The following is a 26,174-nucleotide window of genomic DNA, read 5'->3' as shown; positions in this document are numbered from 1 at the left end:
GTCCCTGAAATGACCAGGCTTCAAGTGCAGGAGTGAGGTCGCTGCGGGTGCTGCCCGCACGACCTCGGAGTGAGGAGTGCAGTGGCAGGAAAGGCCCGCGTACACGAGCTTGCCAAGGAGCTCGGGGTCGAAAGCAAGACCGTTCTCGCCAAGCTCAAGGAAATGGGCGAGTTCGTGAAGTCCGCGTCCAGCACCGTCGAGGCGCCTGTCGCCCGGCGGCTGCGTAGCGCGTTCGTAGCCGGTTCGTCGGCGCCTGCCGGCCCGCCGGCTGCCGCGCCCAGTGGCCCGGCACCGACCCCGACGCCCACCCCGACCCCGGGTGCCCCCCGGGTCTCGGCCAAGCCGATGCCGCCCCGGCGTCCGGCCGCGCCGACCCCTGGACCGAAGCCCAAGGGCCCGGTCCCCGGCCCGCCGCAGCCGGCGACTCCGGTCGCCAAGCCGGCGAGCGCGCACGACATCGAAGTGGCGGCCGCCGAGGCGCGTGCCGCTGCGCTCAAGGCTGAGCAGGAGGCCGCGGTCAAGGCCGCCCAGGCCGCCCGTCAGCAGCAGCGCGAGACCGTACGCCGGGAGCCTCCGGCCGAGGGCGGTGCTCGCCCGGGTCCGCGTCCCGGCCCGAACGCCATGCCGCCGCGTCCGGGTTCCCCGGCCGCCGGTCGTCCCGGCGGTCCGGGTCAGGGTCAGGGCCCCGGTGCCCGGCCCGGCGGTCGTCCGCCGGCGCGTGGCGCCGGTAACAACCCGTTCGGCATCCAGGGCGGCCAGCAGCAGCGGCCCCCGGCCGCCGGTGCGGGCGGTCCCCGTCCCAGCCCGGCCGGCATGCCGCCGCGGCCCAGCCCGGCGTCGATGCCGCCGCGGCCGAGCCCGGCCTCGATGCCGAGCCAGCGCCCGACCACCGGCCGCCCCGGCGGCCCCGGTGGCGGTCGTGGCGGACCCGGTGGAGGCGCCGGTCGTCCGGGCGGTCCCGGCGGCGGTGGCGGTGGCTACCGTGGTGGACCCGGTGGCGGCGGCGGTGGCGGTGGCTACCGCGGCGGTCCCGGCGGCGGTGGCGGTGGCGGTGGCTACCGCGGCGGTCCCGGCGGCGGTGGCGGTGCTCCCGGCGGTGGTTTCCGTCCGGGTGGCCCGGTCGGCGGCGGTGGCCGTCCCGGCGGCGGTGGCCGTGGCCGTGGCGGTGGCGCGGCGGGTGCCTTCGGGCGTCCCGGCGGCCGGCCGACCCGCGGTCGCAAGTCCAAGAAGCAGCGCAGACAGGAGTTCGACAACCTGTCGGCCCCGACCATGTCCTCGGGTGCGCCCCGCGGTCAGGGTCAGGTCGTCCGGTTGTCCCGTGGCGCCTCGCTGTCGGACTTCGCCGACAAGATCAACGCCAACCCGGGTTCGCTGGTCCAGGAGATGTTCAACCTGGGCGAGATGGTGACGGCGACCCAGTCGTGCTCCGACGAGACCCTGCAGCTGCTGGGTGAGCACCTCGGCTTCGACGTGCAGATCGTCAGCCCGGAGGACGAGGACCGCGAGCTGCTCGCGCAGTTCAACATCGACCTCGACGCCGAGGTCGCGGCGGACCGCCTGGTCAGCCGTGCGCCGGTGGTGACCGTCATGGGTCACGTCGACCACGGTAAGACCAAGCTGCTCGACGCGATCCGCAAGGCGAACGTGGTGGCCGGCGAGGCGGGTGGCATCACCCAGCACATCGGCGCCTACCAGGTCCACGTCCCGCACGAGGGCGAGGACCGCGCGGTGACGTTCATCGACACCCCGGGTCACGAGGCGTTCACCGCCATGCGTGCCCGTGGTGCCCAGGTCACGGACATCGTGATCCTGGTGGTCGCGGCCGACGACGGCGTCATGCCGCAGACCATCGAGGCGCTCAACCACGCCAAGGCGGCGGACGTGCCGATCGTGGTCGCGGTCAACAAGGTCGACAAGCCCGAGGCGAACCCGGACAAGGTCCGCCAGCAGCTGACCGAGTACGGCCTGGTCGCCGAGGAGTACGGCGGCGACACCATGTTCGTCAACGTGGCGGCCAAGCCCGGCATCGGCATCGAGGAACTGCTCGAGGCCGTGCTGCTGACCGCCGACGCGTCGCTGGAGCTGACCGCTCCGATCGACGGGCCGGCGCAGGGTGTCGCGATCGAGGCGCACCTGGACAAGGGCCGGGGCGCGGTGGCGACCGTGCTGGTGCAGAAGGGCACCCTGCGTGCCGGTGACTCGATCGTCGCCGGTGGGGCGCACGGCCGGGTCCGGGCCATGCTCGACGAGAACGGCAAGCCGGTCGATTCGGCTGGTCCGGCCCGTCCGGTCATGGTGCTGGGTCTGACCACGGTGCCGGGTGCGGGTGACACCTTCCTGGCCGCCGAGGACGACCGCACCGTGCGGCAGATCGCCGAGCAGCGTCAGGCACGGCGGCGGGCGGCGTCGTTCGCCAACTCCCGTGGCCGGGCCACTCTCGAGACGCTCATGGAGCAGCTCAAGGAGGGCGAGAAGACCTCGCTCAACCTGGTGCTCAAGGGCGACGTCTCCGGTTCCGTGGAGGCGCTCGAGGACGCGCTGTTCAACCTCGACATCCCGGAGGAGGTCCAGCTTCGGATCATCCACCGGGGCGTGGGCGCGATCACCGAGAGCGACGTCATGCTCGCGAGCGCCTCGTCCGAGGCGGTCACGATCATCGGCTTCAACGTGCGGGCCTCGAACAAGGTCCGCGAGATGGCCGACCGCGAGGGCGTGGAGATCCGGTACTACACCGTCATCTACCAGGCCATCGAGGAGATCGACGCCGCGCTCAAGGGTCTGCTCAAGCCGGAGTACGAGGAGGTCGAGCTGGGCACCGCGGAGATCCGCGACGTCTTCCGCTCGTCCAAGATCGGCAACATCTCCGGCTGTATCGTCCGGTCCGGCCTCATCCGCCGCAACGCCAAGGCGCGGCTGCTGCGGGACGGGGCGGTCGTGGCGGACAACCTCACGATCAGCTCCTTGAAGCGGTTCAAGGACGACGCGACCGAGGTCCGCGAGGGCTTCGAGTGTGGTCTGACGCTGGGCGGCTACAACAACGTCCAGGTCGGCGACGTCATCGAGACGTTCGAGATGCGCGAGAAGCCGCGCGCCTGACGACCACGCGTACGACCGGCCGGCGGCCGGGGCCTTCGGGCCCCGGCCGTCGCCGTCTGTGCAGGCTGCGACAATCTGCGGCGTGATCCGGTACGCGCTGCTCCTCGCCCCCTCCGCCAACCGCGTCTACGCCGACGCGGCGGCCCGGCTGGCCCGCGCCGAACTGGCCGTGTTCGCCGGTTCCGGCGTGCTCGACGTCGTGCCGGCCGCCGCGGAGGTGACCGGGATCGGCGGGGTGGAGTACCTGACGTTCACCACCGCCGAACCGGGGCTGGGCGAGCGGGACCTGGCCCACCTGGCGAACCTGTCGGCCGCGTACGCGCTGTTCGAGCGGGTCGGCGACGACCTGCTGCGGCCGGTGCCGCTGCGCCCGCTGGCCCGGTACGACTCCGACCTGATCACCATCCCCAAGTACGCCGGAAAGACCAACGAGCAGTTCACCCGGCTGCTGCTCAACGTCACAGTGCTCGCCTCCGCCGCCGCGCCGCGGATGCTGGACGGGCCGGTGGTGGTGCTGGACCCGCTCTGCGGCCGGGGCACGACGCTCAACCAGGCGCTGATGTACGGCTACGACGGCATCGGCATCGAGCGCGACGGCAAGGACGTGGACGCGTACGCCGCGTTCCTGCGCACCTGGCTGCGCCGCAAGCGGCTCAAGCACACCGCCGAGTCGACGTCGGTGCGCCGGGACCGCAAGCTGGTCGCCCGCCGCTTCGAGGCCGTCGTCGCACCGTCGCGGGACGAGCACCGGGCCGGGGCCACCCAGCGCGTCATTGTGCTGAACACCGACACCACCCGGGCCCGCGAGGCGTTGCGCGCCCGCTGTGCGGACGTGATCGTCACCGACGCGCCGTACGGCGTGGCGCACGGCAGCCGTACCGACCACGGGTTGTCCCGCAGTCCGCTGGAGCTGCTCACCGCCGCCGTGCCCGTGTGGCGGGAGCTGCTGCGCCCGGGCGGGGCGCTCGGCCTGTCCTGGAACACGCACGTGGCCCCGCGGGCGCAGGCGGAGGCGGTGCTGGCCGACGCCGGGCTGCGCGTGCTCGACGGCCCGGGCTTCGGTGACTTCGCCCACCGGGTCGACCAGGCGATCGAGCGGGACGTGCTGGTGGCTGTCGCGCCTTAATCGCGTGCCGGGGTGCGCCGCCCGGCGTACCGTTGCTCGCCGTGTATACCGGAACCGCACTGTTCGACCTGTTGCTCCCGGGTGACTCCCGGTCCCTGAAGGCCAAGCGGTCCTACGTCCGGCCGATCGTCGCCGCGTTGCGCAAGTTCGAGGTCTCCGCCGCCGAGGTGGGGGCGCTGGACCTGCACGGCCGGGCCGAGATCGGGGTGGCGGTGGTGGCCGCCGAGCCGGCCCACGTCCGTGAGGTGCTCGACTCCTGCGAGCGGCTGGTCGCCGCCCGCCCGGAGACCGAGCTGCTGTCGGTGCGCCGTCGTCTGCACGGCGCGGACGACTGACGGCGCGTCGCGCGGCACTCCGGCCGTGCCGCGCGACGTCCGGCGGGGCGCGGGTAGTGTTCTTCAGCGTTGGGCGGTCGGACCCGGCGGCGCCCACGCGCCCGCCGTCTCCGGCCGACGGCCCGGATCGCCTGGTGATCCGGCGCCGTCATTGGTACAGGTGATCCCGGAGGTGGGGGACATGACGGATCAGGCAAAGGTTCGCCGGCACGCGGAGCGCATCCGGGAACTTGTCGCGTCGGTGGTGCGCAGCCAGATCAAGGACCCCCGGCTCGGCATGATCACGATCACCGACGCCCGGATCACCGCCGACCTGCGCGACGCCACTGTCTTCTACACGGTGCTCGGCGACGCGGCGGCCCAGGCGAGCACCGCCGCCGCGCTGGAGAGCGCCAAGGGCATGCTGCGCAGCACCGTCGGCAAGGCGCTCGGGCTGCGGCACTCGCCGACGCTCACGTTCGTCCTCGACGACGTGCAGGACCAGGTCAAGCACATCGACGACCTGCTCGCCGCCGCACGTACCGCCGACGCCGAGGTGCAGCGCCTCGCCGCCCAGGCCTCGTACGCGGGTGACGCCCAGCCGTACCGGGTCGAGGAGGAGGACGAGGACGGCGAGGACGCCCCGGCCGAGGACGAGGGCGACGACGAGCCGCGCGCCGGCGACCGCCGGTGACCGAGGCCGCCGCGGGTGGCGCGCCGGCCGGGCCCACCGAGACCGCATGGGCGGCCGCCGTCGCGGCGGTACGCGATCTCCCCGCCGACGCGCGGGTGCTGCTGATCTGCCACGTGAACCCGGACGGGGACGCGCTGGGCAGCATGCTCGGCTTCGGGCTGGGTCTGCGCCGGCTCGGCGTACGCGATCTCCAGGCCACCTTCCCCGGCCCGCCGGAGGTGCCGGAGCCGTTCCGGTGGATGCCCGGCGTGGACCTGCTGGTGCCGCAGGACGACGCGTACCCGGCTCCGGACCTGGTGATCTGCTTCGACGCGGCGAGCGAGTCCCGGCTGGGCGACCTGGCCGACCGGCTGGACACGGCCGGCACGTCGCTCGTGCTCGACCACCACGCCTCGAACAGCGGGTTCGGCCGGATCAGCCTGGTCGACCCGCACGCCGCCGCCACCTCCGTGGTCGCGCTGGAGCTGCTGGACCGGCTCGGCGTGACGCTGGACGCGGATATCGCGACCGGGCTGTACGTCGCGCTGACCACCGACACCGGCTCGTTCCGCTTCGAGGCGACCACACCGGCCGTACACGAGACGGCCGCCCGCCTGATCGCCACGGGCATCAGGCCCGGTGACATCTCCCGGCGGATCTTCGACACCCGCCCGTTCGGCGCCGTCCGCCTCTTCGGCGAGGTGCTGGGCCGGGCCGCGCTGGAACCGGCGGCCGCCGCCGGGCACGGCCTCGTCTGGACGTACGCCACCCGCGACGACCTGGTCCGCCACGACCAGCCCGCCTACGTGCTGGAGGCGCTGATCGACTCGGTGCGCTGCACCGCCGAGGCGGACGTGAGCTGCGTGGTGAAGCAGTCGGGCGAGGCGGAGTGGGCGGTGTCGCTGCGCAGCAAGGGCGCGGTGGACGTGAGCCGGGTGGCGGTGGCGCTCGGCGGCGGCGGGCACCGGTTCGCCGCCGGTTTCACCGGCCGGGGAGCGCTCGACGAGGTGGTCGGACGGATCCGCGCCGAGTTGGCCACCGGCGCGGTGACCCCCGTGGCGTGAGGCGCCCGGCTGGAGCGATATGTCCTTCTGGTCCGGTCGATCCGGTGCGGCGGCGATCGGAAGTGTGAGCTGATCGGCGCGTTTTCGGGGGATCACGACGCGTGCCGGGCTTTCCGCGGTGCGTCACGCTGGGGACAATCGGGTGATGGATCATCCCCGTGAGCTCACCGTCGAGGCGCCCCGGGCCTGGGACCGGCCGGTCGTCTCCGTGCCGGTGCTGATCTGCCTCTCTCTGGTCGGCGGCCAGATGCCGTCCTTCTCGACCGCGGCGAACCTCTACATCCTCACCACCGGCGGGGGGTTGATCTGGGTCGGCCTGAGCAACCGGGTGCCCCGGCGTCCGGCGCCGCGCCGGTTGCCGTCGGTCGCGCTCTGGTGGCTGGTCCCGGTGACCGTCTTCGGGGTCTTCGAGGGGGCGACGTTCGTGATGGCGGTGGGTGACGACTTCCCCACCTTCTCCCGGCTGGCCGATCCGCTGCTGGAGGACAACCTGGCCCGCTCGGCGGCCTGGTTCGCGTGGCTGTCCGCGTTCTGGGGACTGGTGCGCCGATGATGCGGGCACTGGCGATCGGCGGGTTTCTGGTCTCGATCGTGCTGTTCGCCGTGGTCGAGTGGGCCGCGCGCCGCGAGGGGTCGCGGATCCCGTCGCTGGCCGACGTCTGCGCGTTCGTGATGCGGTACGAGGTGGGCCCGGTGCCGGTCGGCCGGATCGGGCTGTTCGGCTTCTGGTGGTGGCTGGGCTGGCACTTCCTGGCCCGCTGACCGCCCTCGCCGGACCGGACGACGACGTTGATCTTTCCGCATTTCGGGAACAGCGGGCAGCATCTGGAAAGTGAACGTTAATTTGGGTGCGGGACCGGCGCTTCGCGGCGCTGGTCACGGGCGGTGGTGCCGCACCCGGCTTCGCCTCCCTCCAGGGTCAGACCGACCCGGGCTCCCGCTGCCAGGCGAGCCGCTCCGGTGATCCCGGACCGCTGCCGGGCGCTCAGCCGCCGACGACTTCCGGTCGCGGCGCGATTCGCTGTCGCGCCGATCCGGAGCGCCGGGCGCCCGTAGGACCGCCACGTCCCGGCGGTCCGCACCCTGGAAGGACCTTCAGATGCCGAGCAAGCGCAAGCCGCAGACCGAGACCACCACCGACGAGGCGCGCGAGCAGATGCGCCGCGCGCTGCAGACCTCGATGGACACCCGTCAGTGACATACGCCGTCCGGCGGTGACGCCGGCCGGGCCCGAGGACCACACCCCGGCCCGACGCCGACGTCACCGCCGCTCGGGAGCCCGCCCGCTTCCCGGCCGCTGTGGGTAAGTAGTCGCCTGCCTTGCGTGCCTTACTGGGGGCGTGCCAGGATCGGCGGCGATGAGCACCACCGCCACCTCCGTCACCGCCTCGCCGCGGCGGATCGCCGCGCTCGCGCTGCCCGCCCTCGTGGTGCTGGCCGCCGAGCCGCTCTACGTCCTGGTCGACACCGCAGTGGTCGGTCACCTCGGCCGGGTGCCGCTGGCCGCGCTCGCCGTCGGTGGCACGGTCATGACGCTCACCGCCTGGGTCGGGACCGTCGTCGCGTACGGCACAACGGGCCGCTCGGCCCGCCGCTTCGGGGCGGGGGACCGGGCCGCCGCGGTGGCCGAGGGCGTCCAGGCGTCCTGGCTCGCGCTCGCCACCGGAGTGCTGGTGGCGGTCGCCATCGGCATCGGTGGGGGCGCGCTGGCGCGTACCCTCGTCGGCAGCCCCGGCGAGGTGGCCGACGCCGCCGCCGGGTGGCTGCGGATCGCGGCGCTCGGCGCGCCCGGCCTGCTGCTCGCCGCCGCCGGCAACGGCTGGCTGCGCGGCATCCAGGACACCCGCCGCCCGCTGCTGTTCGTGCTCGGCCCGAACCTGCTCTCCGCGGTGCTCTGCCCGCTGCTCGTCTACCCGGCCGGGCTCGGCCTGGTCGGCTCGGCGGTGGCGAACGCGATCGCGCAGACGCTGTCCGGGGTGCTGTTCGCGGCGGCGCTGGTGCGGGAGCGGGTCTCGCTGCGCCCCCGGCCGCGGGTGATCGGTCAGCAGCTCGTGCTCAGCCGGGACCTGCTCGTGCGGGGCGTCGCGTTCCAGGCCAGCTTCCTGTCCGCCACAGCCGTCGCGGCCCGCTTCGGCGCCGCCGCGGTCGGCGCGCACCAGATCGCCGTACAGCTGTGGTTCTTCACCGCGCTGGTGCTCGACGCGCTGGCCATCGCCGCGCAGTCGCTGGTCGGCGCCGCGCTCGGCGGCGGCGACGCGGCGTCCGCGCGGTTCCTGGCCCGCCGCATCGCGCTGCTCGGCGGGCTGTGCGGCGTGGCCTTCGCGGTGCTCATCGCCGCCGGCGCCGGCGTCGTGCCGTCGTGGTTCAGCTCCGATCCGCAGGTACGTGAGCAGGCCATGACGGCCTGGCCGTGGTTCGTGGCGCTCCAGCCGATCGGCGGCGTGGTGTTCGCGCTCGACGGGGTGCTGATCGGCGCGGGCGACGTGCGCTACCTGCGCAACCTCACCATCGTGTGTGCGTTCGGCGGGTTCCTGCCGGCGATCTGGCTGGCCTACGGGTTCGACCTCGGGCTGGGCGGGATCTGGGCCGGACTGACGCTGTTCGTGGTGCTGCGGCTGGCCGGCCTGCTGCTGCGGATGCGCTCGGGTGCGTGGGCGGTGGTCGGCGCGGTGCGCTGACGCCGGTCAGCAGGTGTCCGGCAGATCGACCGTCTTGTCCGGGTCGAAGACCGCGTCCGGGTCCGGGTCGGCCGGCCCGCCGAACGACTGCTTGCCGAGCGCGAGCAGCCCCTTGTCCAGCGCGGCGCAGTCGATGTTGGAGGCGTACGAGTCGGCCCGCTCGATCCACAGCCCGGCGGAGGCAGTGGTCACGTCGGCCGGGTGCGGGATGCTCCACTTCACCGTGTCGTGGACCACCACGACGCCGTCGCCCGGCGTGGGGCTGGTGGTGGGGAACGCGTACGCCCAGACGAAGTTCGTGGTCACCTCCAGGATGCGGATGCCGTCCCGGTCCTTCGTCGCCCGGTAGCTGATCCGGCCCTTGACCCGGGGCTGGTCGGCGGTGAGCCGGGCGCCGGGGGCGAGCCGGGTCGCGTAGGTGCTCGCCTCGCCGGTGGGGAAGTCGTCGCGCACGCCGGCCCGCGCGTCCGGGGCGAACTGGCGCACCAGCCGCTCCGGGTCCTTCGCGGTGAAGAAGGTGCGGTCCAGCCGGGCGGTGACCAGCGCCTTGCGTACCTTGGCCAGCGTGTCGGCCACCTGCTTCTCGGTGAACGGGCCGGTGCGCTTGGCGCGGGGCAGCGCGATTCCCGCCGCGCCCTCCGGGAAGGCCGCCGCCGGGGTGCCGTCGAACGGGCCGGCGGCCGGCGGGGTCGAGGCCGACGAGGACGCCTGCTCACCGACCGGCAGGCTCACCGTGGGGTGTTCGGCGGCCGGTTCCCGCCAGCGCTGGAAGCCCTGGTAGCCGAGGCCCCCGACGAGCCCGAAGAACGCGAGCAGCACCAGCGCGAGTACGCCGCCGAGCAGCTTGCCGGAGTGCCCGCCGAGCGCGATCCGCAGGCGGTCCGCGCGGCCGGGCGGCACCTCGGGCTCGGGCCGGCGCAGCCACTCGGGCGCCCGTCCCAGCTCGTCCTCCGGCGGGCCGGCGGAGAAGGAGGGGTCGGGGGCGGAGCGGTGATCGGTCATCGGACTTCCCGGGCAGACGGGGCGCTGGCGCACGATCTTGACACCCCGCCGAAGCTGGGCGGTATCCCCCGCAGGGCCGATCACCGACGTCTGGCAGGCTTGGCGGTCGTGAGCACAGACGGTCTGATCGTGGTCGACAAGCCCGGCGGCATGACGTCGCACGACGTCGTGGCCCGCATCCGGCGGCTGGCGCGTACCCGCCGTGTCGGTCACGGCGGCACGCTCGACCCGATGGCCACCGGCGTCCTGGTGATCGGGGTGGGCCGGGCGACCCGGCTGCTCACGTACGTGATCGGCGCCGGCAAGAGCTACGCCGCGACGATCCGGCTGGGACAGGCCACGGTCACCGACGACGCCGAGGGCGAGGTGGTCGCGACCACCCCGGCCGGAGCGGTCACCGACGACGGGGTACGCGCCGCGCTGGCCGCCCTCACCGGCGAGATCGACCAGGTGCCGAGCGCGGTGAGCGCCATCAAGATCGACGGGCAGCGGGCGTACAAGCGGGTCCGCGACGGGGAGGCGGTCGAGCTGCCCGCCCGCCGGGTGACCGTGTCGCGGCTGGACGTGCTGGCGATCCGCCGGGACGTCCCGGACGTGGTGGACGTGGACGTGGACGTGACCTGCTCGTCCGGGACGTACATCAGGGCGCTGGCCCGCGACGCGGGCGCGGCGCTCGGCGTCGGCGGTCACCTCACCGCGCTGCGCCGGACCGCTGTGGGCGGGTTCACGCTCGCCGAGGCGGCCACGCTCGACCAGCTCGAGGAGCGCGCGCCGGACGTGGTGAACCTGCCGCTGGACGCCGCCGCCGCGCGGTTCTTCCCGCGCCGGGACGCCACCGCCGACGAGACCCGGGTGCTGTCCCACGGCGGGCCGCTCGCGCCCGCCGGGATCACCGGGCCGTACGCGGTCTTCGACCCGGCGGGCGGGCTGATCGCTATCGTCAGCGAGCGGGACGGTCGGGCCCGCGCGGAGATCGTGCTGGCCCCGGCCTGAACGGCGCGCGGGCGGACAGGGGGAGGAACGGCATGCAGCGGTGGCGGGGGTACGAGGCAGCGCCCGGCGGCTGGGGACGCTCGGTGGTCACCATCGGCGTCTTCGACGGCGTGCACCGGGGGCACCAGGCCACCATCGGTCACGCCGTGGCGCGCGCCCGGGAGCTGGGCGTCAAGTCGGTGGTGGTGACGTTCGACCCGCACCCGGCCGAGGTGGTACGCCCCGGCTCGCACCCGGCGGTCCTGACCGAGCCGGCCCGCAAGGCCGAGCTGATCGAGGCGCTCGGCGTGGACGTGCTCTGCGTGGTGCCGTTCACAGTCGAGTTCTCCCGGCTGCCACCCGAGGCGTTCGTGCACGACGTCCTGGTCGCGCACCTGCACGCCGCGCTGGTGGTGGTCGGTGACAACTTCCGGTTCGGGCACCGGGCCGCCGGTGACGTGCCGCTGCTGGAGCGGCTGGGCCGTACCTTCGGGTTCGCCGTCGAGGGGGCGCCGCTGGTCGCCGAGGCGGGGACCGTCTTCTCCTCCACGTACATCCGGTCCTGCGTCGACGCGGGGGACGTGGGCGCGGCGGCGGCGGCGCTCGGCCGCCCGCACCGCGTCGAGGGCGTGGTGGTCCGCGGCGACCAGCGCGGACGTGAGCTGGGTTACCCCACCGCCAACCTGCTGACCCACAGGTACGCGGCGGTGCCGGCCGACGGGGTGTACGCGGCCCGCCTGGTGCGCCGCGACGGCGAACCGCTGGCGGCGGCCGTGTCGATCGGCACCAACCCGACGTTCTCCGGCCGGGAGCGGCGGGTGGAGGCGTACGCGCTGGACTTCAGCGGCGACCTGTACGGCGAGCGGCTGGCCCTGGACTTCGTGGCGCACCTGCGTGAGCAGCGGACATACGACGCGATCGAACCGCTGGTGGCCCAGATCGCCGAGGACGTGGAACGCACCCGCCGGGCGGTGCTCTGACCGGCGCGGGGCCACCTTGACCGGCCGTCCGTCCCGAGGGCTGGTAGGCTGACGGAGACGTCGGCTGACCGACGGGGGCCTCGCGTGCCTGCACGACGCCGCGGGTGCGAGGAACCGGTCCGTTGCACCGGTCACCACGACCGCTCCGGACCTCATCGAATGACCCACGAAACAGGGAGAACATGGCGCTCGACCAGGAAGCCAAGGCCAAGATCCGCCAGGAGTACGCGACCGCCGAGGGCGACACCGGCTCGCCCGAGGTGCAGGTCGCGGTCCTGACCAAGCGGATCGCGGAGCTCACCGAGCACCTGAAGGTGCACAAGCACGACCACCACAGCCGCCGTGGGCTGCTGCTGCTGGTCGGCCGGCGCCGCCGGCTGCTGAACTACGTCCAGAAGAAGGACATCAACCGCTACCGGTCGCTCATCGAGCGGCTCGGCCTGCGCCGATGACCTGACGGGGGAGTGGCCGCCTGGCCGCTCCCCCGTTGCAGTACCACCGAAGAACCCGGCCGCGCGACACCCGAAGAGGGAGCCGGTCAGCACCGGTCTCCGGTAGTGGCCCCCGGGAATCCCGGCACGACGCCGGCCACCCCGGGCGCTTCGATCGAAGACCGGCCGCCTGAGCAGTTCCCGTGTCGTCGGCCGACGACGCGAAGGAGCACCACAGCACATGACCGAGACCAACCTCGGCACCGAATCCCGCACCGCGGTGATCGACAACGGGTCCTTCGGCACCCGTGAGATCACCTTCTCCACCGGCCGCCTGGCCCGTCAGGCCGCCGGCTCCGTCGTCGCCCAGCTCGGCGAGACGGTCGTCCTCTCCGCCACCACCGCCGGCAAGCAGCCGCGCGAGTCGTTCGACTTCTTCCCGCTGACGGTGGACGTCGAGGAGCGGATGTACGCCGCGGGCCGCATCCCCGGCTCGTTCTTCCGCCGCGAGGGCCGGCCCAGCGAGGACGCCATCCTCACCTGCCGGCTGATCGACCGGCCGCTGCGCCCGTCGTTCGTCAAGGGCCTGCGCAACGAGGTCCAGGTCGTCGAGACCGTGCTGGCGCTCGACCCGCAGCACCCGTACGACGTGGTGGCCATCAACGCCGCCTCGATGTCGACCAAGCTCTCCGGCCTGCCGTTCTCCGGCCCGATCGGCGCGACCCGGGTCGCGCACGTGGACGGCCAGTGGGTCGCCTTCCCGACCCTGGAGGAGCTGGCCCGGGCCACCTTCGACATGGTCGTGGCCGGCCGCACCCTCGCCGACGGCGAGGTCGCGATCATGATGGTCGAGGCCGAGGCCACCCCGAACGCGGTGGCCCTGATCTCCGACGGCGCCACCGCGCCGACCGAGGAGATCGTGGCCAGCGGCCTGGAGGCCGCCAAGCCGGCCATCCGTGAGCTGTGCCGGGCGCAGAGCGAGCTGGCCGAGGTCGCCGCCAAGCCGGTCAGCGAGTTCCCGGTCTTCCTGGACTACCAGGACGACGTCTACGACGCGGTGGCCGACGTGGCCCGCGCCGACGTCACCGAGGCCCTGAAGATCGCCGGCAAGGCCGACCGCGAGGAGGCCCTGGACCGGATCAAGGCCAAGGTCGCCGAGGAGCTGACCGGCCGGTTCGAGGGCCGCGAGAAGGAGCTGTCCGCCGCGTTCCGCTCGCTGACCAAGTCCGAGGTCCGCAACCGGGTGCTGCGCGAGCAGGTCCGCATCGACGGCCGCGGCCCGCGTGACATCCGTCCGCTGAGCGCCGAGGTCGGCGTGCTGCCGCGGGTGCACGGCTCGGCGCTGTTCGAGCGCGGCGAGACCCAGATCCTGGGCGTCACCACGCTGAACATGCTGCGCATGGAGCAGATGGTGGACACGCTGTCCCCGGAGAACCGCAAGCGCTACATGCACAACTACAACTTCCCGCCGTACTCGACCGGTGAGACCGGCCGGGTCGGCTCGCCGAAGCGTCGCGAGATCGGTCACGGCGCGCTGGCCGAGCGGGCGCTGATCCCGGTGCTGCCGTCGCGCGAGGAGTTCCCGTACGCCATCCGGCAGGTCTCCGAGGCGCTCGGCTCCAACGGCTCCACCTCGATGGGTTCGGTCTGCGCCTCGACGCTGGGCCTGCTCTCGGCCGGTGTGCCGCTGAAGGCGCCGGTCGCCGGCATCGCCATGGGCCTCATCTCCGACGAGGTCGACGGCAAGACCCAGTACGTGACGCTGACCGACATCCTCGGCGCCGAGGACGCGTTCGGCGACATGGACTTCAAGGTCGCCGGCACCCGTGACTTCGTCACCGCGCTGCAGCTCGACACCAAGCTCGACGGCATCCCGTCGGACGTGCTGGCCGCCGCGCTCCAGCAGGCGCACGAGGCCCGGCAGACCATCCTCGACGTGATGCAGCGGGCCATCGAGGCGCCGGCCGAGATGTCGGACTACGCGCCGCGGGTGACCACCGTGAAGATCCCGGTCGACAAGATCGGCATGGTGATCGGCCCGAAGGGCCAGACCATCAACGCCATCCAGGACGAGACCGGCGCCGAGATCTCCATCGAGGACGACGGCACCATCTACGTCGGCGCGACCAACGGGCCGTCGGCCCAGGCCGCGGTGGACCGGATCAACGGCATCGCGAACCCGACCCTGCCGAAGGTGGGCGAGCGGTTCCTCGGCACGGTGGTGAAGACCGCCGCGTTCGGCGCCTTCATCTCGCTCCTGCCGGGCCGTGACGGCCTGCTGCACATCTCCAAGGTGGGCGACGGCAAGCGGGTCGAGAAGGTCGAGGACTTCCTCAACGTCGGCGACAAGGTCGAGGTGGAGATCGCGGACATCGACGCCCGCGGCAAGATCTACCTGGACAAGATCCGTCCGGAGGGCGCCGAGGCGCCGGCCGCCGGTGAGGCAGCCGGTGGCGACCGTCCGTCGGGCCGGGACCGCGGCGGCGACCGTGGCCCGCGTGACCGCGGTGACCGGGGTGGCGAGCGCCGCTCCGAGGGTGGCGAGCGCCGCTCCGAGGGTGGCGAGGGCGGCGGCGAGTCCCGTCCGCGTCGCCGGACCCGGCACAGCTGATCCACCGACCGGCCCGGGTGACGTCCGCGTCGCCCGGGCCGGCCCACGGCTCCAGGTCGCCTGCGCGAGCTGGAGCCGTCGTACGTCCCGCCGTTCCTCGTCATCCGGAGAGCAGGTTCTCGTGAGTTCGTCAGTCGCCTCGACGGGACGGGGGGTGGCGTCGACCGGTTCGGCGGCCCGCGCGGTCACCCGGACGCTCAGCGACGACCCGCTCGGCGGCACCGTCCGCCGTACCGTGCTGCCCAGCGGGCTGCGGGTGCTCACCGAGGCGATCCCGGCGATGCGCAGCGTGTCGTTCGGCATCTGGGTGGCGGTCGGCTCGCGCGACGAGACCGGCTCGCAGGCCGGTGCCGCGCACTTCCTGGAGCACCTGCTGTTCAAGGGCACCAACAAGCGCAGCGCGCTGGAGATCTCGTCGCAGATCGAGGCCGTGGGCGGCGAGACGAACGCCTTCACCACGAAGGAATACACCTGCTACTACGCGCGGGTGCTGGACGAGGACCTGCCGCTGGCCATCGACGTCATGTGCGACCTGGTCGCCGACTCGGTGCTGACCGCCGCCGACGTGGAGACCGAACGCGGCGTCATCCTCGAAGAGATCGCCATGCACGACGACGAGCCCGGCGACGAGGTGCACGACCTGTTCGCCCGCGCCGTCTACGGCGACCACCCGCTGGGCCGGCTCATCTCCGGCACCGAGGAGACGGTCACGCCGATGACCCGGCGGCAGATCCAGGGCTTCTACCGCCGCCGCTACACCGCGCCGCAGATCGTGATCGCCGCCGCCGGCAACCTCGACCACGCCGCAGTGGTCAAGCTGGTCCGGCAGGCGCTGCGCGGCACCCCGCTGGACACCGACCCGGCGTCGCCGGCGCCGCACCGCGCGGCCACCCCGACGGTACGCACCAAGCCGGCCACCACGCTCGTCGAGCCGAAGGAGACCGAGCAGGCGCACGTCATCCTCGGCTGCCCGGGGATCGACCGCACCGACGACAGGCGGTTCGCGCTCGGCGTGCTCAACAACGTGCTCGGCGGCGGCATGTCCAGCCGGCTGTTCCAGGAGATCCGGGAGCAGCGTGGCCTGGCGTACTCGGTCTACTCCTACGCCAGCCAGTACGCCGACAGCGGCGTGTTCGCCGTCTACGCCGGGTGCGCGCCGGGCAAGGTGGACGAGGTGCTGGACCTGACCCGCGCGGAGCTGGCGCGGGTGGCAGCCGAGGGGATCACCGAGGCGGAACTGGCCCGGGGCAAGGGGATGAGCAAGGGCTCGTTCGTGCTCGGGCTGGAGGACACCGGCTCGCGGATGAGCCGGCTCGCCAAGGGGGAGCTGCTCTACGGCAACCTGATGCCGGTGGACGACCTGCTGGCCCGGGTGGACGCGGTGACGCTCGACGACGTGAACACGCTCGCCGCCGACCTGCTCGGCCGGCCCATGTCGCTTGCCGTGGTGGGTCCGTTCGACTCCGGCAGCTTCACGGCCACGAGCTGAGCGCCCCACCGGTCCTGAGCGCCGCGCCGGTCCGCCGGATCCCGTGCCGGGCGCTGGGATAGGTTGTGGCCCGTGACTGAGCAGCAGAAGACGGCGGCCCGGGTCGGTGTGCTCGGTGCCCGGGGCCGGATGGGCATGGAGGTCTGCAAGGCGGTCGGCTCCGCCGCCGACCTGGAGCTGGTCGCGGCCGTCGACCAGGGCGACGATCTGGACGCGGTGGCGCAGGCGGGTGCCGAAGTGGTCGTCGACTTCACCACCCCCGACGCGGTCATGGACAACCTGCGCTGGTGCGTCGAGCACGGCGTGCACGCGGTGGTCGGCACCACCGGCTTCACCGGGCAGCGGCTCGCCGAGGTGCGGGGCTGGCTCGCCGGCCGGCCCGGCGTGGGCATGGTGATCGCTCCCAACTTCGGCATCGGCGCGGTGCTGATGATGCAGTTCGCGGCGCGCGCCGCCCGCTACTTCGAGTCGGTCGAGATCGTCGAGCAGCACCACCCGCGCAAGCTGGACGCGCCGAGCGGCACCGCCACCCACACGGCCCGGCTGATCGCCGCCGCCCGCGCCGACGCCGGCCTGGGTCCCGCGCCGGACGCGACCCGCGACGAGGTGGCCGGCGCCCGCGGTGCCGACATCGACGGGGTACGCGTTCACGCCGTACGCGCCACCGGCCTGGTCGCCCATCAGGAGGTGCTGTTCGGCACCACCGGCGAGACGCTCACCATCCGGCACGACTCGTACGACCGGGTGTCGTTCATGCCCGGCGTGCTGCTCGCGGTCCGGGAGGTGGGTCGCCGGCCCGGTCTCACAGTCGGCCTGGACGCCCTGCTCGACTGATCCGTCGCGCGGCGTGCTCCGGCCTGCTGCGGGAAACCGTTTTGCCTGGTCGGCGGCGTGGACCTAGGCTGCTTTCATGATCGATTCCGGACACTCCGACCGCACCGGCCGCCGGGTGACGCTGCGCCCGGTGGACGACGACAACTGGCGGGCCGTGGCGGACGTCGCGCCGCACGACGGCCAGCGCGCCTTCGTGGCCGCGCTGGCCGCCCGTTACCTGCTTCTCACCGAGCGCTCGGACGTCTGGAACTCGCTGGCCGTCTACGCCGACGAGACGGTCGTCGGCCACGTCATGTGGGGCGTGGACGACGACGAGTCGCGCTGGATCGGCGGCATGGTGATCGACGCCGCCGAGCAGGGCCGGGGCCTGGGCCGCGCCACAGTGCGGACGCTCGCCGACTGGCTCGCCGAGGCGGGCCGGCCGATCCGCCTGAGCTACCACCCCGACAACAAGCCCGCCGCCGCCCTCTACACGTCCCTGGGCTTCCACCCCACAGGCGCGATGGAGGACGAAGAACTGGTAGCCGAACTCCCCCCAGCCTGACCCCCACCCTCACCCTCACCCTCACCCCCCGGCCTGTACCTGGCCGATCATGAGGTTGGCGGCAGTTGGGGAGATCGAAAAGGCCGCCAACTTCATGATCGACTGGATCGGGGCGGGGTGCGGCGGGTGGGGTGGCGGTCCTGCCCCGTGCCGGGACCGCCGGCCCACCCACGCGAGGGTGGACCGGCGAGACGAGCGGAACTCATCGCTGCGGCGGAAGATTTTCCTCCGGGACTGCCACGTGCAGGCGGATCTGGGGGACCAGCATGTCGTCCACGTCCAGCGCGCGGGCCGCTCCGTCCGGCTCCCAGCCGGTCGAGCCGAGGAACTTCCGGGTCGCGGCGTCGGCGTCGAACGCCCACGCCACCGCCCGGGTCAGACCGTCGGCGCGCCAGTGGTCGACGGCCGCGGCGAGCAGCCGGCTGCCGTGCCCGCGCCGCCCCCACCGGGGCTCGACCAGCAGATCCGTGACCGCGGCGACGTCCGAGCCGAGCGCCTCGGCCGGCTCGTCGGGGGCGAGCGCGTCGGCGTCGGCCGGACCGGAGGCGACGAACCCCACCAGATAGGATTGCGCCGCCTGTTCGACGGCGACCAGCACCCGGTGCGCGCCCGAGGGCGGCTCCTGCACCGCCGCACTCCACCGCCGCGCGAGGTACGCCTCGTCGAGGTTGTCGAGCACGTGCCGTGGCAGGATCCGGCGGTACGCGACCCGCCAGGTCGCGAGCTGGATGCGTGCGATCTCGCCGGCGTCCTCGGGACGCGCGGGCCGGACGTAGCCTGCAGCCATGGCACGTGAGCCTACGCAGGGCGAGGAGGGTGACGGTGGCGCAGGGTGCCGGGCGGACGATCACGCAGGTCGTCGCCGTGGTGGCGCTCGCCGCGGCGGTCACCGTGTTCCTCTCCGTGGCGGCGGTGCGGCACGGCTTCTTCGACCTCCAGGTCTACTACGGCGCGCTGACGTACTGGGCGCGTGACGGCGGGGAGATCTACGACTTCCTGCGCCCCGGCACGCAGTACGGCTTCACCTATCCGCCGTTCGCCGCACTGGTGATGCTGCCGATGGCGTACCTGCCGTGGGGCGCGGCGATCGTGGTGAGCGTGACCGCGACGGTGCTGGCGAGCGCCGTGGTGATCTGGCGGCTGCTGGACCCGGTGGCCCGCCGGTCCGGCTGGACCCGCTGGTTCGCGCTCGCTGTGGCGCTCTGCCTGGCCGCCGCGTACGAGCCGATGCGCGAGACGGTCAACTTCGGCCAGGTCAACATGCTGCTGCTGTTCCTGGTGGCGGTGGACCTGCTGTGGCTGCTGCCGGCGCGCAGCCGCTGGGCGGGCGTGGGCATCGGCCTGGCCACCGCGATCAAGCTGACGCCCGGCATCTTCATCGTCTACCTGCTGGTCACCGGCCGCTGGCGGGCCGCGCTGACCACAGTCGGCACGGCCGCCGTCGCCACGCTGGTGGCCGCCGGTCTCTTCCCGGACGCCTCCCGGGAGTTCTGGACCGAGGCGCTGTGGAACACCGACCGGGTCGGCGAGCTGGCGTTCGTCTCCAACCAGTCGCTGCGCGGGGTGGTCGCCCGGCTCGACCCGCAGCACCCGAGCACGATCGCCTGGCTGGTGCTCGTACTCCTGACGCTCGTGGTGTGGGCGTGGCGTTCGCGGGCGGCGGTGGCCGCCGGCGACGAGGCCACCGGCCTGGCCCTCACCGGCGCCGTGATGTGCCTGGTCAGCCCGGTCACCTGGGTGCACCACCTGGTCTGGCTGCTGCCCGGCCTGATCCTGCTCGTCGACAACGGCATGGCGGCGCCCGCGCGCAGCCGCCGGCGCCGTCTGCTGCTGGCCGCCGCGTTGATCGGGTACGCGCTGCTGTGCAGCCGGATCGTCTGGTCCTGGGAGAAGGACTTCACTGGCGTGGACGGCTTCCTCGGCAGCAACACGTACGTGTGGATCAGCCTGGCGCTGCTGCTCGGGCTGCCGGTCCGGCGCTGGCTCACGCCGGCCGGCGGTGAGCGTCCCGGCGACGGCGTCCCGGCCGGGTCAGCCTCCGGTGGTGTACCGCAGCTCGCGGAGCAGGATCGGGGTGCGGCCACCGGACAGCGGCACCGGGTAGGCGGACTCCTCACCGTCCGGTGAGTGCCCGGCCCGCTCGTAGAAGCGGCGGGCCCGGGCGTTGTCGGCGAGCACCCAGAGCCGGTACCCGGTCCAGCCCCGCTCGGCCAGGCCGTCCCGGGCCGCCGCGAGCAGCGTCCGGCCGGCGCCCGAACCCCAGTGCGCCGGTTCCAGGTAGATCGCCAGCAGCTCGCCGTGCGCCGGGTCGAGGTCGCCGCGGTCCTGGTTGTTCCGGTACGGCCCGAACGTGGTGAACCCGACGATCGTGCCGCCGTCCACGGCGACGAGCGTGGTGAACGGGTGCTCCGGGTCGGCGGTGCCGAGGTCGCGGCGGCGCTGCGCCCAGGCGCGCGGGTTCAGCCGGCTCAGCACCTCCTCGGGCATGATCCCGGCGTACCCGGCCTGCCAGCCGTGGACGTGCACCCGGGCGATGGCCTCGGCGTCGTCCGGTTCCTCCCGGCGAATGGTGAGCACCTGTCCGTTCTATGCCCCGACGGGCGATCGGTCCAGCCGCCGCTCCCGATGTCGTACCGCTGGATTAGGGTCGCCGACGATGGCCGTACCGGAATCGCTCTCCCTCGCCCAGGCCCGCCGGATCGCCCTGGCCGCCCAGGGCTTCGCCGACCCGGCGCCTTCAGGCGTGCCCACCCGCCGCCACCTGCGCCGGGTGCTCGACCGGGTCGGGCTGATCCAGATGGACTCGGTGAACGTGCTCCAGCGCGCGCACTACCTGCCGCTCTACAGCCGGCTCGGGCCGTACCCGACCGCCCTGCTGGACACCGCCGCCTACCGCCGCCCGCGTGAGCTGTTCGAATACTGGGCGCACGAGGCGTCGCTGGTCCCGGTGGGGCTGCACCCGGCGTTGCGCTGGCGGATGGCCAAGGCCCGCGACGAGGCGTGGGGCGGCATGCGCCGGATCGCCGAGGAGCAGCCCGAGCTGGTCGCCTGGGTCCGCGACGAGGTGGCCGCCCGGGGGCCGCTGACCGCGGCCGAGATCGAGCACGACGCCCCGCGGGAGACCGGCAACTGGGGCTGGAACTGGTCGGCCGTGAAGCGGGCGCTGGAGTTCCTGTTCTGGGCCGGCGAGGTCACCGCCGCCGACCGCACCAACTCGTTCGCCCGCCGCTACGACCTGCCCGAGCGGGTGCTCCCGGCCGCCGTGCTGGACGCGCCCACCCCGGGCGACGCCGAGGCGCACCGGTCGCTCGTGTCGATCGCCGCCCGCTCGCTCGGCGTCGCCGCCGAGACGGACCTGCGCGACTACTTCCGGCTGCCGGTCGCCGGGGCGCGGCGGGCGGTGGCCGAGCTGGTCGAGGCGGGCGAACTGACCCCGGTCACGGTGCAGGGCTGGCGGCAGCCGGCCTACCTGCACGCCGACGCGCGGCTGCCCCGCTGGGTACGCGGCAACACGCTGGTCAGCCCGTTCGACCCGCTGGTCTGGGAGCGGGCGCGCACCGAGCGGCTGTTCGGCTTCACCTACCGGATCGAGATCTACGTGCCAGCGCCCCAGCGGGTCTACGGCTACTACGTGCTGCCGTTCCGACAGGGCGAGCGCTTCACCGCCCGCGTCGACCTGAAGGCCGACCGGAAGGCCGGGGCGCTGCTGGTGCCGGCCGCCTGGGTCGAGCCGGGCGCCGACCCGGGGGAGACGGCAGTGGCGCTCGCCGCCGAGCTCTACCGGCTGGCCGGCTGGCTCGGCCTGGACGCGGTCGCCCCGCCCGCCGCGGGCGACCTCGCGGGGCCGCTGGCCGCCGCGCTGGTGGGCGTGGCCGGTGTACGGTGAGCGCGTGACGAGCGTTGACCGGCCTGCCACCGCGCCCGACCCGCACACCGAGCCGCACGGGCACGTGCAGCCGGAGTCCGGATCACCGTCGCACGCGCACGATCACACCCTGGCGCCCGCGTTCGCGCACGCCGGAGCGCACACCCCTGCCGGAGCGCCGGGAGCGCCCGGAGCGCCGTGGCCGGGTTACCCGGTGGCGTACCAGCCGGTCGAGGCCGACCGGTTCACCCGGATGGTGCTGCGCCTGCACGCCCGCGCCCCGCGCTGGGCGGTGCCGCTGGCCGCGCTCGGCTGCGTCGGCCTCGGCATCGCGTACGCCCTGATCAGCGACCCGACCCGCAGCGACCCGGACGCCGCGCCGACCTGCCTGCTCAAGCTGACCACGGGGCTGGACTGCCCGGGCTGCGGCGGCACCCGCGCGCTCTGGTACGTGCTGCACGGCGACCTGCCCGCCGCCGCCCGGCACCACTTCCTGTTCGTCTTCGCGCTGCCGTTCCTGGCCTGGCTCTTCGTGGCCTGGGCCGGCAACCGGGCGTTCGGCTGGAAGCTGCCCGAGGTCCAGTTCAGCCCCAAGGTCATCGGCATGTTCCTGGCCGCGTGGGGGGTCTTCTCGGTCGTCCGCAACCTGCCCTGGGCACCCTTCACCTCGCTCTACGTCTAGCGCTCTCCGCCCTCTCCGCCGGAGCGCTCCCGCTATCCGGGTTCGATGTTCCGCAAAGCGGGATCGGAGAAGATCTTGGAAGCGCAGCGCCCCCATGGGGGCCATTTCCTACCAAGATCTTGAGAGCCGGAGCGGCGATATCGGACGCCTCAGGCCGAGACACCTGGGCGGAGCGCCCGCTGGCCGGCCGCGTGCCCGATTTCCACGCCGGGCGCGGGCCAACTACAGTCGCAGGAATGCCGGAGATGGTTCAGCCCCAGGTCAAGTTGATCGCGTGGACCCAGTTCCAGGCGCCCGAAGAGGTGCCCTGGTCCACCGACGCCGACGGTGGGCAGGCGCTCGCCGAGTTCGCCGGTCGGGCCTGCTACCAGAGCTGGAAGAAGCCGAACCCGGCCACCGCCACCAACGCCGGTTACCTGGCGCACATCCTGGAGGTCGGCCACCTGAGCGTGCTGGAGCACGGCTCGGTGAGCTTCTACTTCAGCGGCGTCTCCCGCTCGTTCACCCACGAGCTGATCCGGCACCGGCACTTCTCCTACTCCCAGCTCTCCCAGCGCTACGTGCCCGAGCGGGACGCGGCGATGGTCGAGCCGTCGGTGATCGCCGACGACCCGGAGCTGCACAAGAAGTTCGTCGAGGCCACCGACGCGGCGGTGCGGGCGTACACCGAGTTGCTGGAAGGGCTGGAGGCCCGCTTCACCGACGAGCCCAACCCGACGCTGCGCCGCAAGCAGGCCCGCCAGGCGGCCCGGGCGGTGCTGCCGAACGCCACCGAGACCCGGATCGTGGTGACCGGCAACTACCGGGCCTGGCGGCACTTCGTGAAGATGCGCGCCACCGAGCACGCCGACGTGGAGATCCGCGAGCTGGCGGTGGAGTGCCTGCGCCAGCTCAAGGGTGTCGCGCCGAACGTCTTCGCCGACTTCGTGATCTCCACCCTGCCCGACGGCTCCGAGGTGGCTGCGTCGCCGCACGCGGAGTGACTCGTCGCCCTTCGCCGCCGGGCCACCGGCGGCCGTCCGCTAGGTTGTGAGCATGACGCACGACCACTCCGCCGCCCCGAGCCGGGGCGCGTCGCGCCCGTTCGGGCGAGTGATGACGGCCATGGTGACCCCGTTCACGCCGGACGGCCTGGATCTCGACGGCGCCGCCCGGCTGGCCGAATATCTCGTCGACGAGCAGGGCAACGACGCGCTGGTGCTCAACGGCACCACCGGCGAGTCCCCGACCACCACGGAGGCGGAGAAGGAGTCGCTGATCCGCACCGTGGTCGAGGCGGTCGGCGACCGGGCCCGCATCGTCGCCGGTGTGGGCACCAACGACACCCGGCACACAGTCGAGCTGGCCACGCAGGCCGAGAAGGCCGGTGCGCACGGCCTGCTGGTGGTCACGCCGTACTACAACAAGCCGCCGCAGGCCGGGCTGCTGCGACACTTCACCACAGTCGCGGACGCCACCGGCCTGCCGGTCATGCTCTACGACATCCCGCACCGCGCGGGCGTGGCGATCGCCACCGAGACGCTCGTCAAGCTGGCCGAGCACGGCCGGATCGTCGCGGTGAAGGACGCCAAGGGCGACCTGTTCGCCACGTCGGAGGTGCTCAGCCGCACCGACCTGGCCTACTACAGCGGCGAGGACGCGCTCACCCTGCCGATGCTGTCGATCGGCGCGGTCGGCGTGGTCGGCACCTCCACCCACTTCACCGGCGCGCTGACCAAGCAGATGATCGAGGCGTTCGAGGCGGGCGACAACGCCGGTGCGCTCGCCCTGCACCGGCGGTTGCTGCCGCTCTACACCGGCATCTTCCGCACCCAGGGCACGATCCTGGTCAAGGCCGGCCTGGGGGCGCAGGGTCGCCCGGCCGGCCCGGTGCGGCCGCCGCTCGTCGACGCCACCGGTGACGAACTGGCCCAGCTGCGCGCCGACTGCGCCGCGGCGGGCCTGCCCCTGCCCGAATGAATCAACGACACGACGGACGCCGCGCGACGGCGTCGCAGAATGAGGTGACGCGTGACCGAGGCGCACATCGAGGGTGAACTGCCCCCGCCGCTGCCCGAGGGCGGCCTGCGGATCATCCCGCTCGGCGGACTCGGCGCCATCGGCCGGAACATGACCGTCTTCGAGTACGACGGCAAGCTGCTGATCGTCGACTGCGGGGTGCTGTTCCCCGACGTCGAGCAGCCGGGCGTGGACCTGATCCTGCCCGACTTCGGCCCGATCCTGGACCGGCTGGCCGACGTGCAGGCGATCGTGCTCACGCACGGCCACGAGGACCACATCGGCGCGGTGCCGTACCTGCTCGCGCACAAGCCGGACATCCCGCTGGTGGGCTCGCAGTTCACGCTCGCGCTCGTCGAGGCGAAGCTGGCCGAGCGGCGGATCCAGCCGTACACGCTGACCGTGCGGGAGGGCGGCCGGGAACGGCTGGGCCCGTTCGAGTGCGAGTTCTTCGCGGTGAACCACTCGATCCCGGACGCGCTGGCGGTGGCCATCCGTACGCCGGCCGGCCTGGTGCTGCACACCGGCGACTTCAAGATGGACCAGCTTCCGCTCGACGGGCGGATCACCGACCTGGCCGGGTTCGCCCGGCTCGGCGCCGAGGGCGTCGACCTGCTGCTGTCCGACTCGACGAACGCGGAGATCCCCGGGTTCGTTACGCCGGAGCGGGAGATCGGCCCGGTCCTCGACTCGATCTTCGCGAAGGCCAAGGGGCGGATCATCGTCGCCTCGTTCGCCTCGCACGTGCACCGGGTGCAGCAGGTCTTCGACTCGGCCGTCGAGCACGGCCGCAAGGTGGCGCTGATCGGCCGGTCCATGGTCCGCAACATGGGCATCGCCCGCGACCTGGGCCTGCTCAACATCCCGCCCGGCCTGGTGGTCGGGATCGAGGAGGCCACGAACCTGCCGCCCGAGCAGATCGTGCTGATGTCCACCGGTTCGCAGGGCGAGCCGATGAGCGCGCTGGGCCGGATGGCCAGCGGCGACCACCGGCACATCACCATCGCCCCTGGCGACACGGTGGTGCTGGCGTCCTCGCTGGTGCCCGGCAACGAGACCTCGGTCTACCGGGTGATCAACCGGCTGGCCCGGGCCGGCGCCGTGGTGGTGCACAAGGACGTCGCGAAGGTGCACGTCTCCGGCCACGCCCCGGCCGGTGAGCTGCTCTACCTGCTCAACGTGGTACGCCCGAGCAACCTGATGCCGGTGCACGGCGAGTGGCGGCACCTGCGGGCGCACGCCCGGCTCGGCATCGAGTCCGGCGTCGCGCCGGACCGGGTCGTGCTCTGCGAGGACGGCGACGTGGTCGACCTGGTCGAGGGCCGCGCCAGCCTGGTCGGGCGGGTCAAGAGCCGGTACGTCTACGTCGACGGTCTCGCCGTCGGCGACGTCAGCGAGTCGCTGCTCACCGAACGCCGGATCCTGGGCGACGGCGGGTTCATCGCCGCGACAGTCGTGGTCGACTCGGTCACCGGCAAGGTGGTCGCCGGCCCGACCGTCTCGGCGAAGGGCTTCTCCGAGGACCCGGAGGCGTTCAACGCGGTGGTCCCGCTGGTCACCGAGGCGCTGAACCGGGCCGCCGCGGACGGCATCACCGACCCGCACCAGCTCCAGCAGATCGTCCGCCGCACGGTGGGCCGCTGGGTCAACGACGCGTACCGCCGTCGGCCCATGATCGTCCCGACCGTCGTCGAGGTCTGACCCGACCGCGCCGCGCGCCGGTCCACCGTCCGCGGTGGGCCGGCGCCGTCGCTTTCCGGGTACGTCCCGACACGCGGTGTCGAAACGTGGTGACCGCACTCATCCGATCGGCGT

General features: G+C 73.2%; 24 protein-coding genes. 21 read left to right on the top strand and 3 right to left on the bottom strand.

The features are described 5' to 3' along the window. The first annotated feature begins 81 nt into the window (after window positions 1-81). The 8 genes from infB (at window position 82) to FB455_RS10365 (ending at window position 8,951) form a co-directional block, all read left to right on the top strand. Complete coding sequence (infB, locus tag FB455_RS10400) at window positions 82-3,096, top strand: translation initiation factor IF-2 (protein ID WP_030269840.1); 3,015 nt, start codon at window positions 82-84, stop codon at window positions 3,094-3,096. Window positions 3,097-3,178: 82 nt separating this feature from the next. Continuing rightward, entirely contained in the window at window positions 3,179-4,222 is a 1,044-nt protein-coding gene (locus FB455_RS10395) for a TRM11 family SAM-dependent methyltransferase (protein WP_145753104.1), read from the top strand. Window positions 4,223-4,263: 41 nt separating this feature from the next. Next, the gene (locus FB455_RS10390) at window positions 4,264-4,557 is read left to right on the top strand and encodes a DUF503 domain-containing protein (RefSeq protein WP_013284668.1); all 294 of its coding nucleotides are present in this window, start codon (window positions 4,264-4,266) and stop codon (window positions 4,555-4,557) included. Window positions 4,558-4,738: 181 nt separating this feature from the next. Continuing rightward, entirely contained in the window at window positions 4,739-5,230 is a 492-nt protein-coding gene (rbfA, locus tag FB455_RS10385; protein ID WP_013474438.1) for a 30S ribosome-binding factor RbfA, read from the top strand. Continuing rightward, complete coding sequence (locus FB455_RS10380; RefSeq protein ID WP_013284670.1) at window positions 5,227-6,273, top strand: DHH family phosphoesterase; 1,047 nt, start codon at window positions 5,227-5,229, stop codon at window positions 6,271-6,273. The genes rbfA and FB455_RS10380 overlap by 4 nt, the downstream gene beginning before the upstream one ends. 145 nt (window positions 6,274-6,418) lie before the next feature. Then, the gene (locus FB455_RS10375; RefSeq protein ID WP_013284671.1) at window positions 6,419-6,826 is read left to right on the top strand and encodes a hypothetical protein; all 408 of its coding nucleotides are present in this window, start codon (window positions 6,419-6,421) and stop codon (window positions 6,824-6,826) included. After that, complete coding sequence (locus FB455_RS10370; RefSeq protein WP_030269837.1) at window positions 6,826-7,035, top strand: DUF6186 family protein; 210 nt, start codon at window positions 6,826-6,828, stop codon at window positions 7,033-7,035. The genes FB455_RS10375 and FB455_RS10370 overlap by 1 nt, the downstream gene beginning before the upstream one ends. Before the next feature lie 596 nt (window positions 7,036-7,631). Next, window positions 7,632-8,951 (top strand): MATE family efflux transporter, encoded by a 1,320-nt coding sequence (locus FB455_RS10365; RefSeq protein ID WP_145753101.1) that lies wholly within the window; start codon window positions 7,632-7,634, stop codon window positions 8,949-8,951. Window positions 8,952-8,957: 6 nt separating this feature from the next. Here FB455_RS10365 and FB455_RS10360 read toward each other — a convergent pair whose 3' ends face one another. Next, window positions 8,958-9,953 carry a hypothetical protein gene (locus FB455_RS10360; protein ID WP_145753098.1) on the bottom strand — a complete coding sequence of 332 codons (996 nt, stop codon included), beginning with the start codon at window positions 9,951-9,953 and terminating at the stop codon, window positions 8,958-8,960. A 108-nt stretch (window positions 9,954-10,061) separates the two neighbouring features. Between FB455_RS10360 and truB the strand changes: the two genes are divergently transcribed. The 7 genes from truB (at window position 10,062) to FB455_RS10325 (ending at window position 17,814) form a co-directional block, all read left to right on the top strand. Then, window positions 10,062-10,946: a tRNA pseudouridine(55) synthase TruB gene (gene truB, locus FB455_RS10355; RefSeq protein ID WP_013284676.1), complete on the top strand. Its 885-nt coding sequence runs from the start codon at window positions 10,062-10,064 to the stop codon at window positions 10,944-10,946. A gap of 32 nt (window positions 10,947-10,978) precedes the next feature. Then, window positions 10,979-11,905: a bifunctional riboflavin kinase/FAD synthetase gene (locus tag FB455_RS10350; RefSeq protein WP_013284677.1), complete on the top strand. Its 927-nt coding sequence runs from the start codon at window positions 10,979-10,981 to the stop codon at window positions 11,903-11,905. 182 nt (window positions 11,906-12,087) lie between these two features. Continuing rightward, window positions 12,088-12,357, top strand: coding sequence for a 30S ribosomal protein S15 (gene rpsO / locus FB455_RS10345; protein WP_013284678.1), 270 nt, complete (start codon window positions 12,088-12,090; stop codon window positions 12,355-12,357). Window positions 12,358-12,577: 220 nt separating this feature from the next. Continuing rightward, window positions 12,578-14,947 (top strand): polyribonucleotide nucleotidyltransferase, encoded by a 2,370-nt coding sequence (locus FB455_RS10340; RefSeq protein WP_013474443.1) that lies wholly within the window; start codon window positions 12,578-12,580, stop codon window positions 14,945-14,947. 121 nt (window positions 14,948-15,068) lie between these two features. Continuing rightward, complete coding sequence (locus FB455_RS10335; RefSeq protein WP_041784159.1) at window positions 15,069-16,436, top strand: M16 family metallopeptidase; 1,368 nt, start codon at window positions 15,069-15,071, stop codon at window positions 16,434-16,436. Window positions 16,437-16,508: 72 nt separating this feature from the next. Further along, window positions 16,509-17,270 carry a 4-hydroxy-tetrahydrodipicolinate reductase gene (gene dapB, locus FB455_RS10330; RefSeq protein WP_145753095.1) on the top strand — a complete coding sequence of 254 codons (762 nt, stop codon included), beginning with the start codon at window positions 16,509-16,511 and terminating at the stop codon, window positions 17,268-17,270. Between the two features lie 76 nt (window positions 17,271-17,346). After that, complete coding sequence (locus FB455_RS10325) at window positions 17,347-17,814, top strand: GNAT family N-acetyltransferase (protein ID WP_013474446.1); 468 nt, start codon at window positions 17,347-17,349, stop codon at window positions 17,812-17,814. 202 nt (window positions 17,815-18,016) lie between these two features. Here the strand turns inward: FB455_RS10325 and FB455_RS10320 are convergent, their stop codons facing one another. Then, on the bottom strand, window positions 18,017-18,601 hold the full coding sequence (locus FB455_RS10320; protein ID WP_013474447.1) for a GNAT family N-acetyltransferase: 585 nt from the start codon (window positions 18,599-18,601) through the stop codon (window positions 18,017-18,019). A 35-nt stretch (window positions 18,602-18,636) separates the two neighbouring features. Between FB455_RS10320 and FB455_RS10315 the strand changes: the two genes are divergently transcribed. After that, window positions 18,637-19,941 (top strand): glycosyltransferase family 87 protein, encoded by a 1,305-nt coding sequence (locus FB455_RS10315; RefSeq protein WP_145753093.1) that lies wholly within the window; start codon window positions 18,637-18,639, stop codon window positions 19,939-19,941. Here FB455_RS10315 and FB455_RS10310 read toward each other — a convergent pair. Continuing rightward, window positions 19,846-20,391, bottom strand: coding sequence for a GNAT family N-acetyltransferase (locus FB455_RS10310; RefSeq protein WP_013284685.1), 546 nt, complete (start codon window positions 20,389-20,391; stop codon window positions 19,846-19,848). The genes FB455_RS10315 and FB455_RS10310 overlap by 96 nt on opposite strands. Window positions 20,392-20,470: 79 nt before the next feature. Between FB455_RS10310 and FB455_RS10305 the strand changes: the two genes are divergently transcribed. The 5 genes from FB455_RS10305 (at window position 20,471) to FB455_RS10285 (ending at window position 26,060) form a co-directional block, all read left to right on the top strand. Beyond that, complete coding sequence (locus tag FB455_RS10305; protein ID WP_013284686.1) at window positions 20,471-21,700, top strand: winged helix-turn-helix domain-containing protein; 1,230 nt, start codon at window positions 20,471-20,473, stop codon at window positions 21,698-21,700. After that, a complete protein-coding gene (locus FB455_RS10300; protein WP_186466390.1) occupies window positions 21,690-22,361 on the top strand; it encodes a DUF2752 domain-containing protein in 672 nt (223 codons plus the stop codon). The genes FB455_RS10305 and FB455_RS10300 overlap by 11 nt, the downstream gene beginning before the upstream one ends. Window positions 22,362-22,606: 245 nt before the next feature. Further along, the gene (gene thyX / locus FB455_RS10295; protein WP_013284688.1) at window positions 22,607-23,344 is read left to right on the top strand and encodes an FAD-dependent thymidylate synthase; all 738 of its coding nucleotides are present in this window, start codon (window positions 22,607-22,609) and stop codon (window positions 23,342-23,344) included. Window positions 23,345-23,396: 52 nt separating this feature from the next. Beyond that, window positions 23,397-24,320 (top strand): 4-hydroxy-tetrahydrodipicolinate synthase, encoded by a 924-nt coding sequence (gene dapA, locus FB455_RS10290; RefSeq protein WP_145753091.1) that lies wholly within the window; start codon window positions 23,397-23,399, stop codon window positions 24,318-24,320. A gap of 51 nt (window positions 24,321-24,371) precedes the next feature. After that, complete coding sequence (locus FB455_RS10285; RefSeq protein WP_013284690.1) at window positions 24,372-26,060, top strand: ribonuclease J; 1,689 nt, start codon at window positions 24,372-24,374, stop codon at window positions 26,058-26,060. Window positions 26,061-26,174 lie beyond the last annotated feature (114 nt).

Source organism: Micromonospora sp. CNZ296 (genome assembly GCF_007827635.1).
The sequence above is the reverse complement of the archived record's forward strand: the minus strand, read 5'-3'. Positions and strand labels throughout refer to the sequence as shown.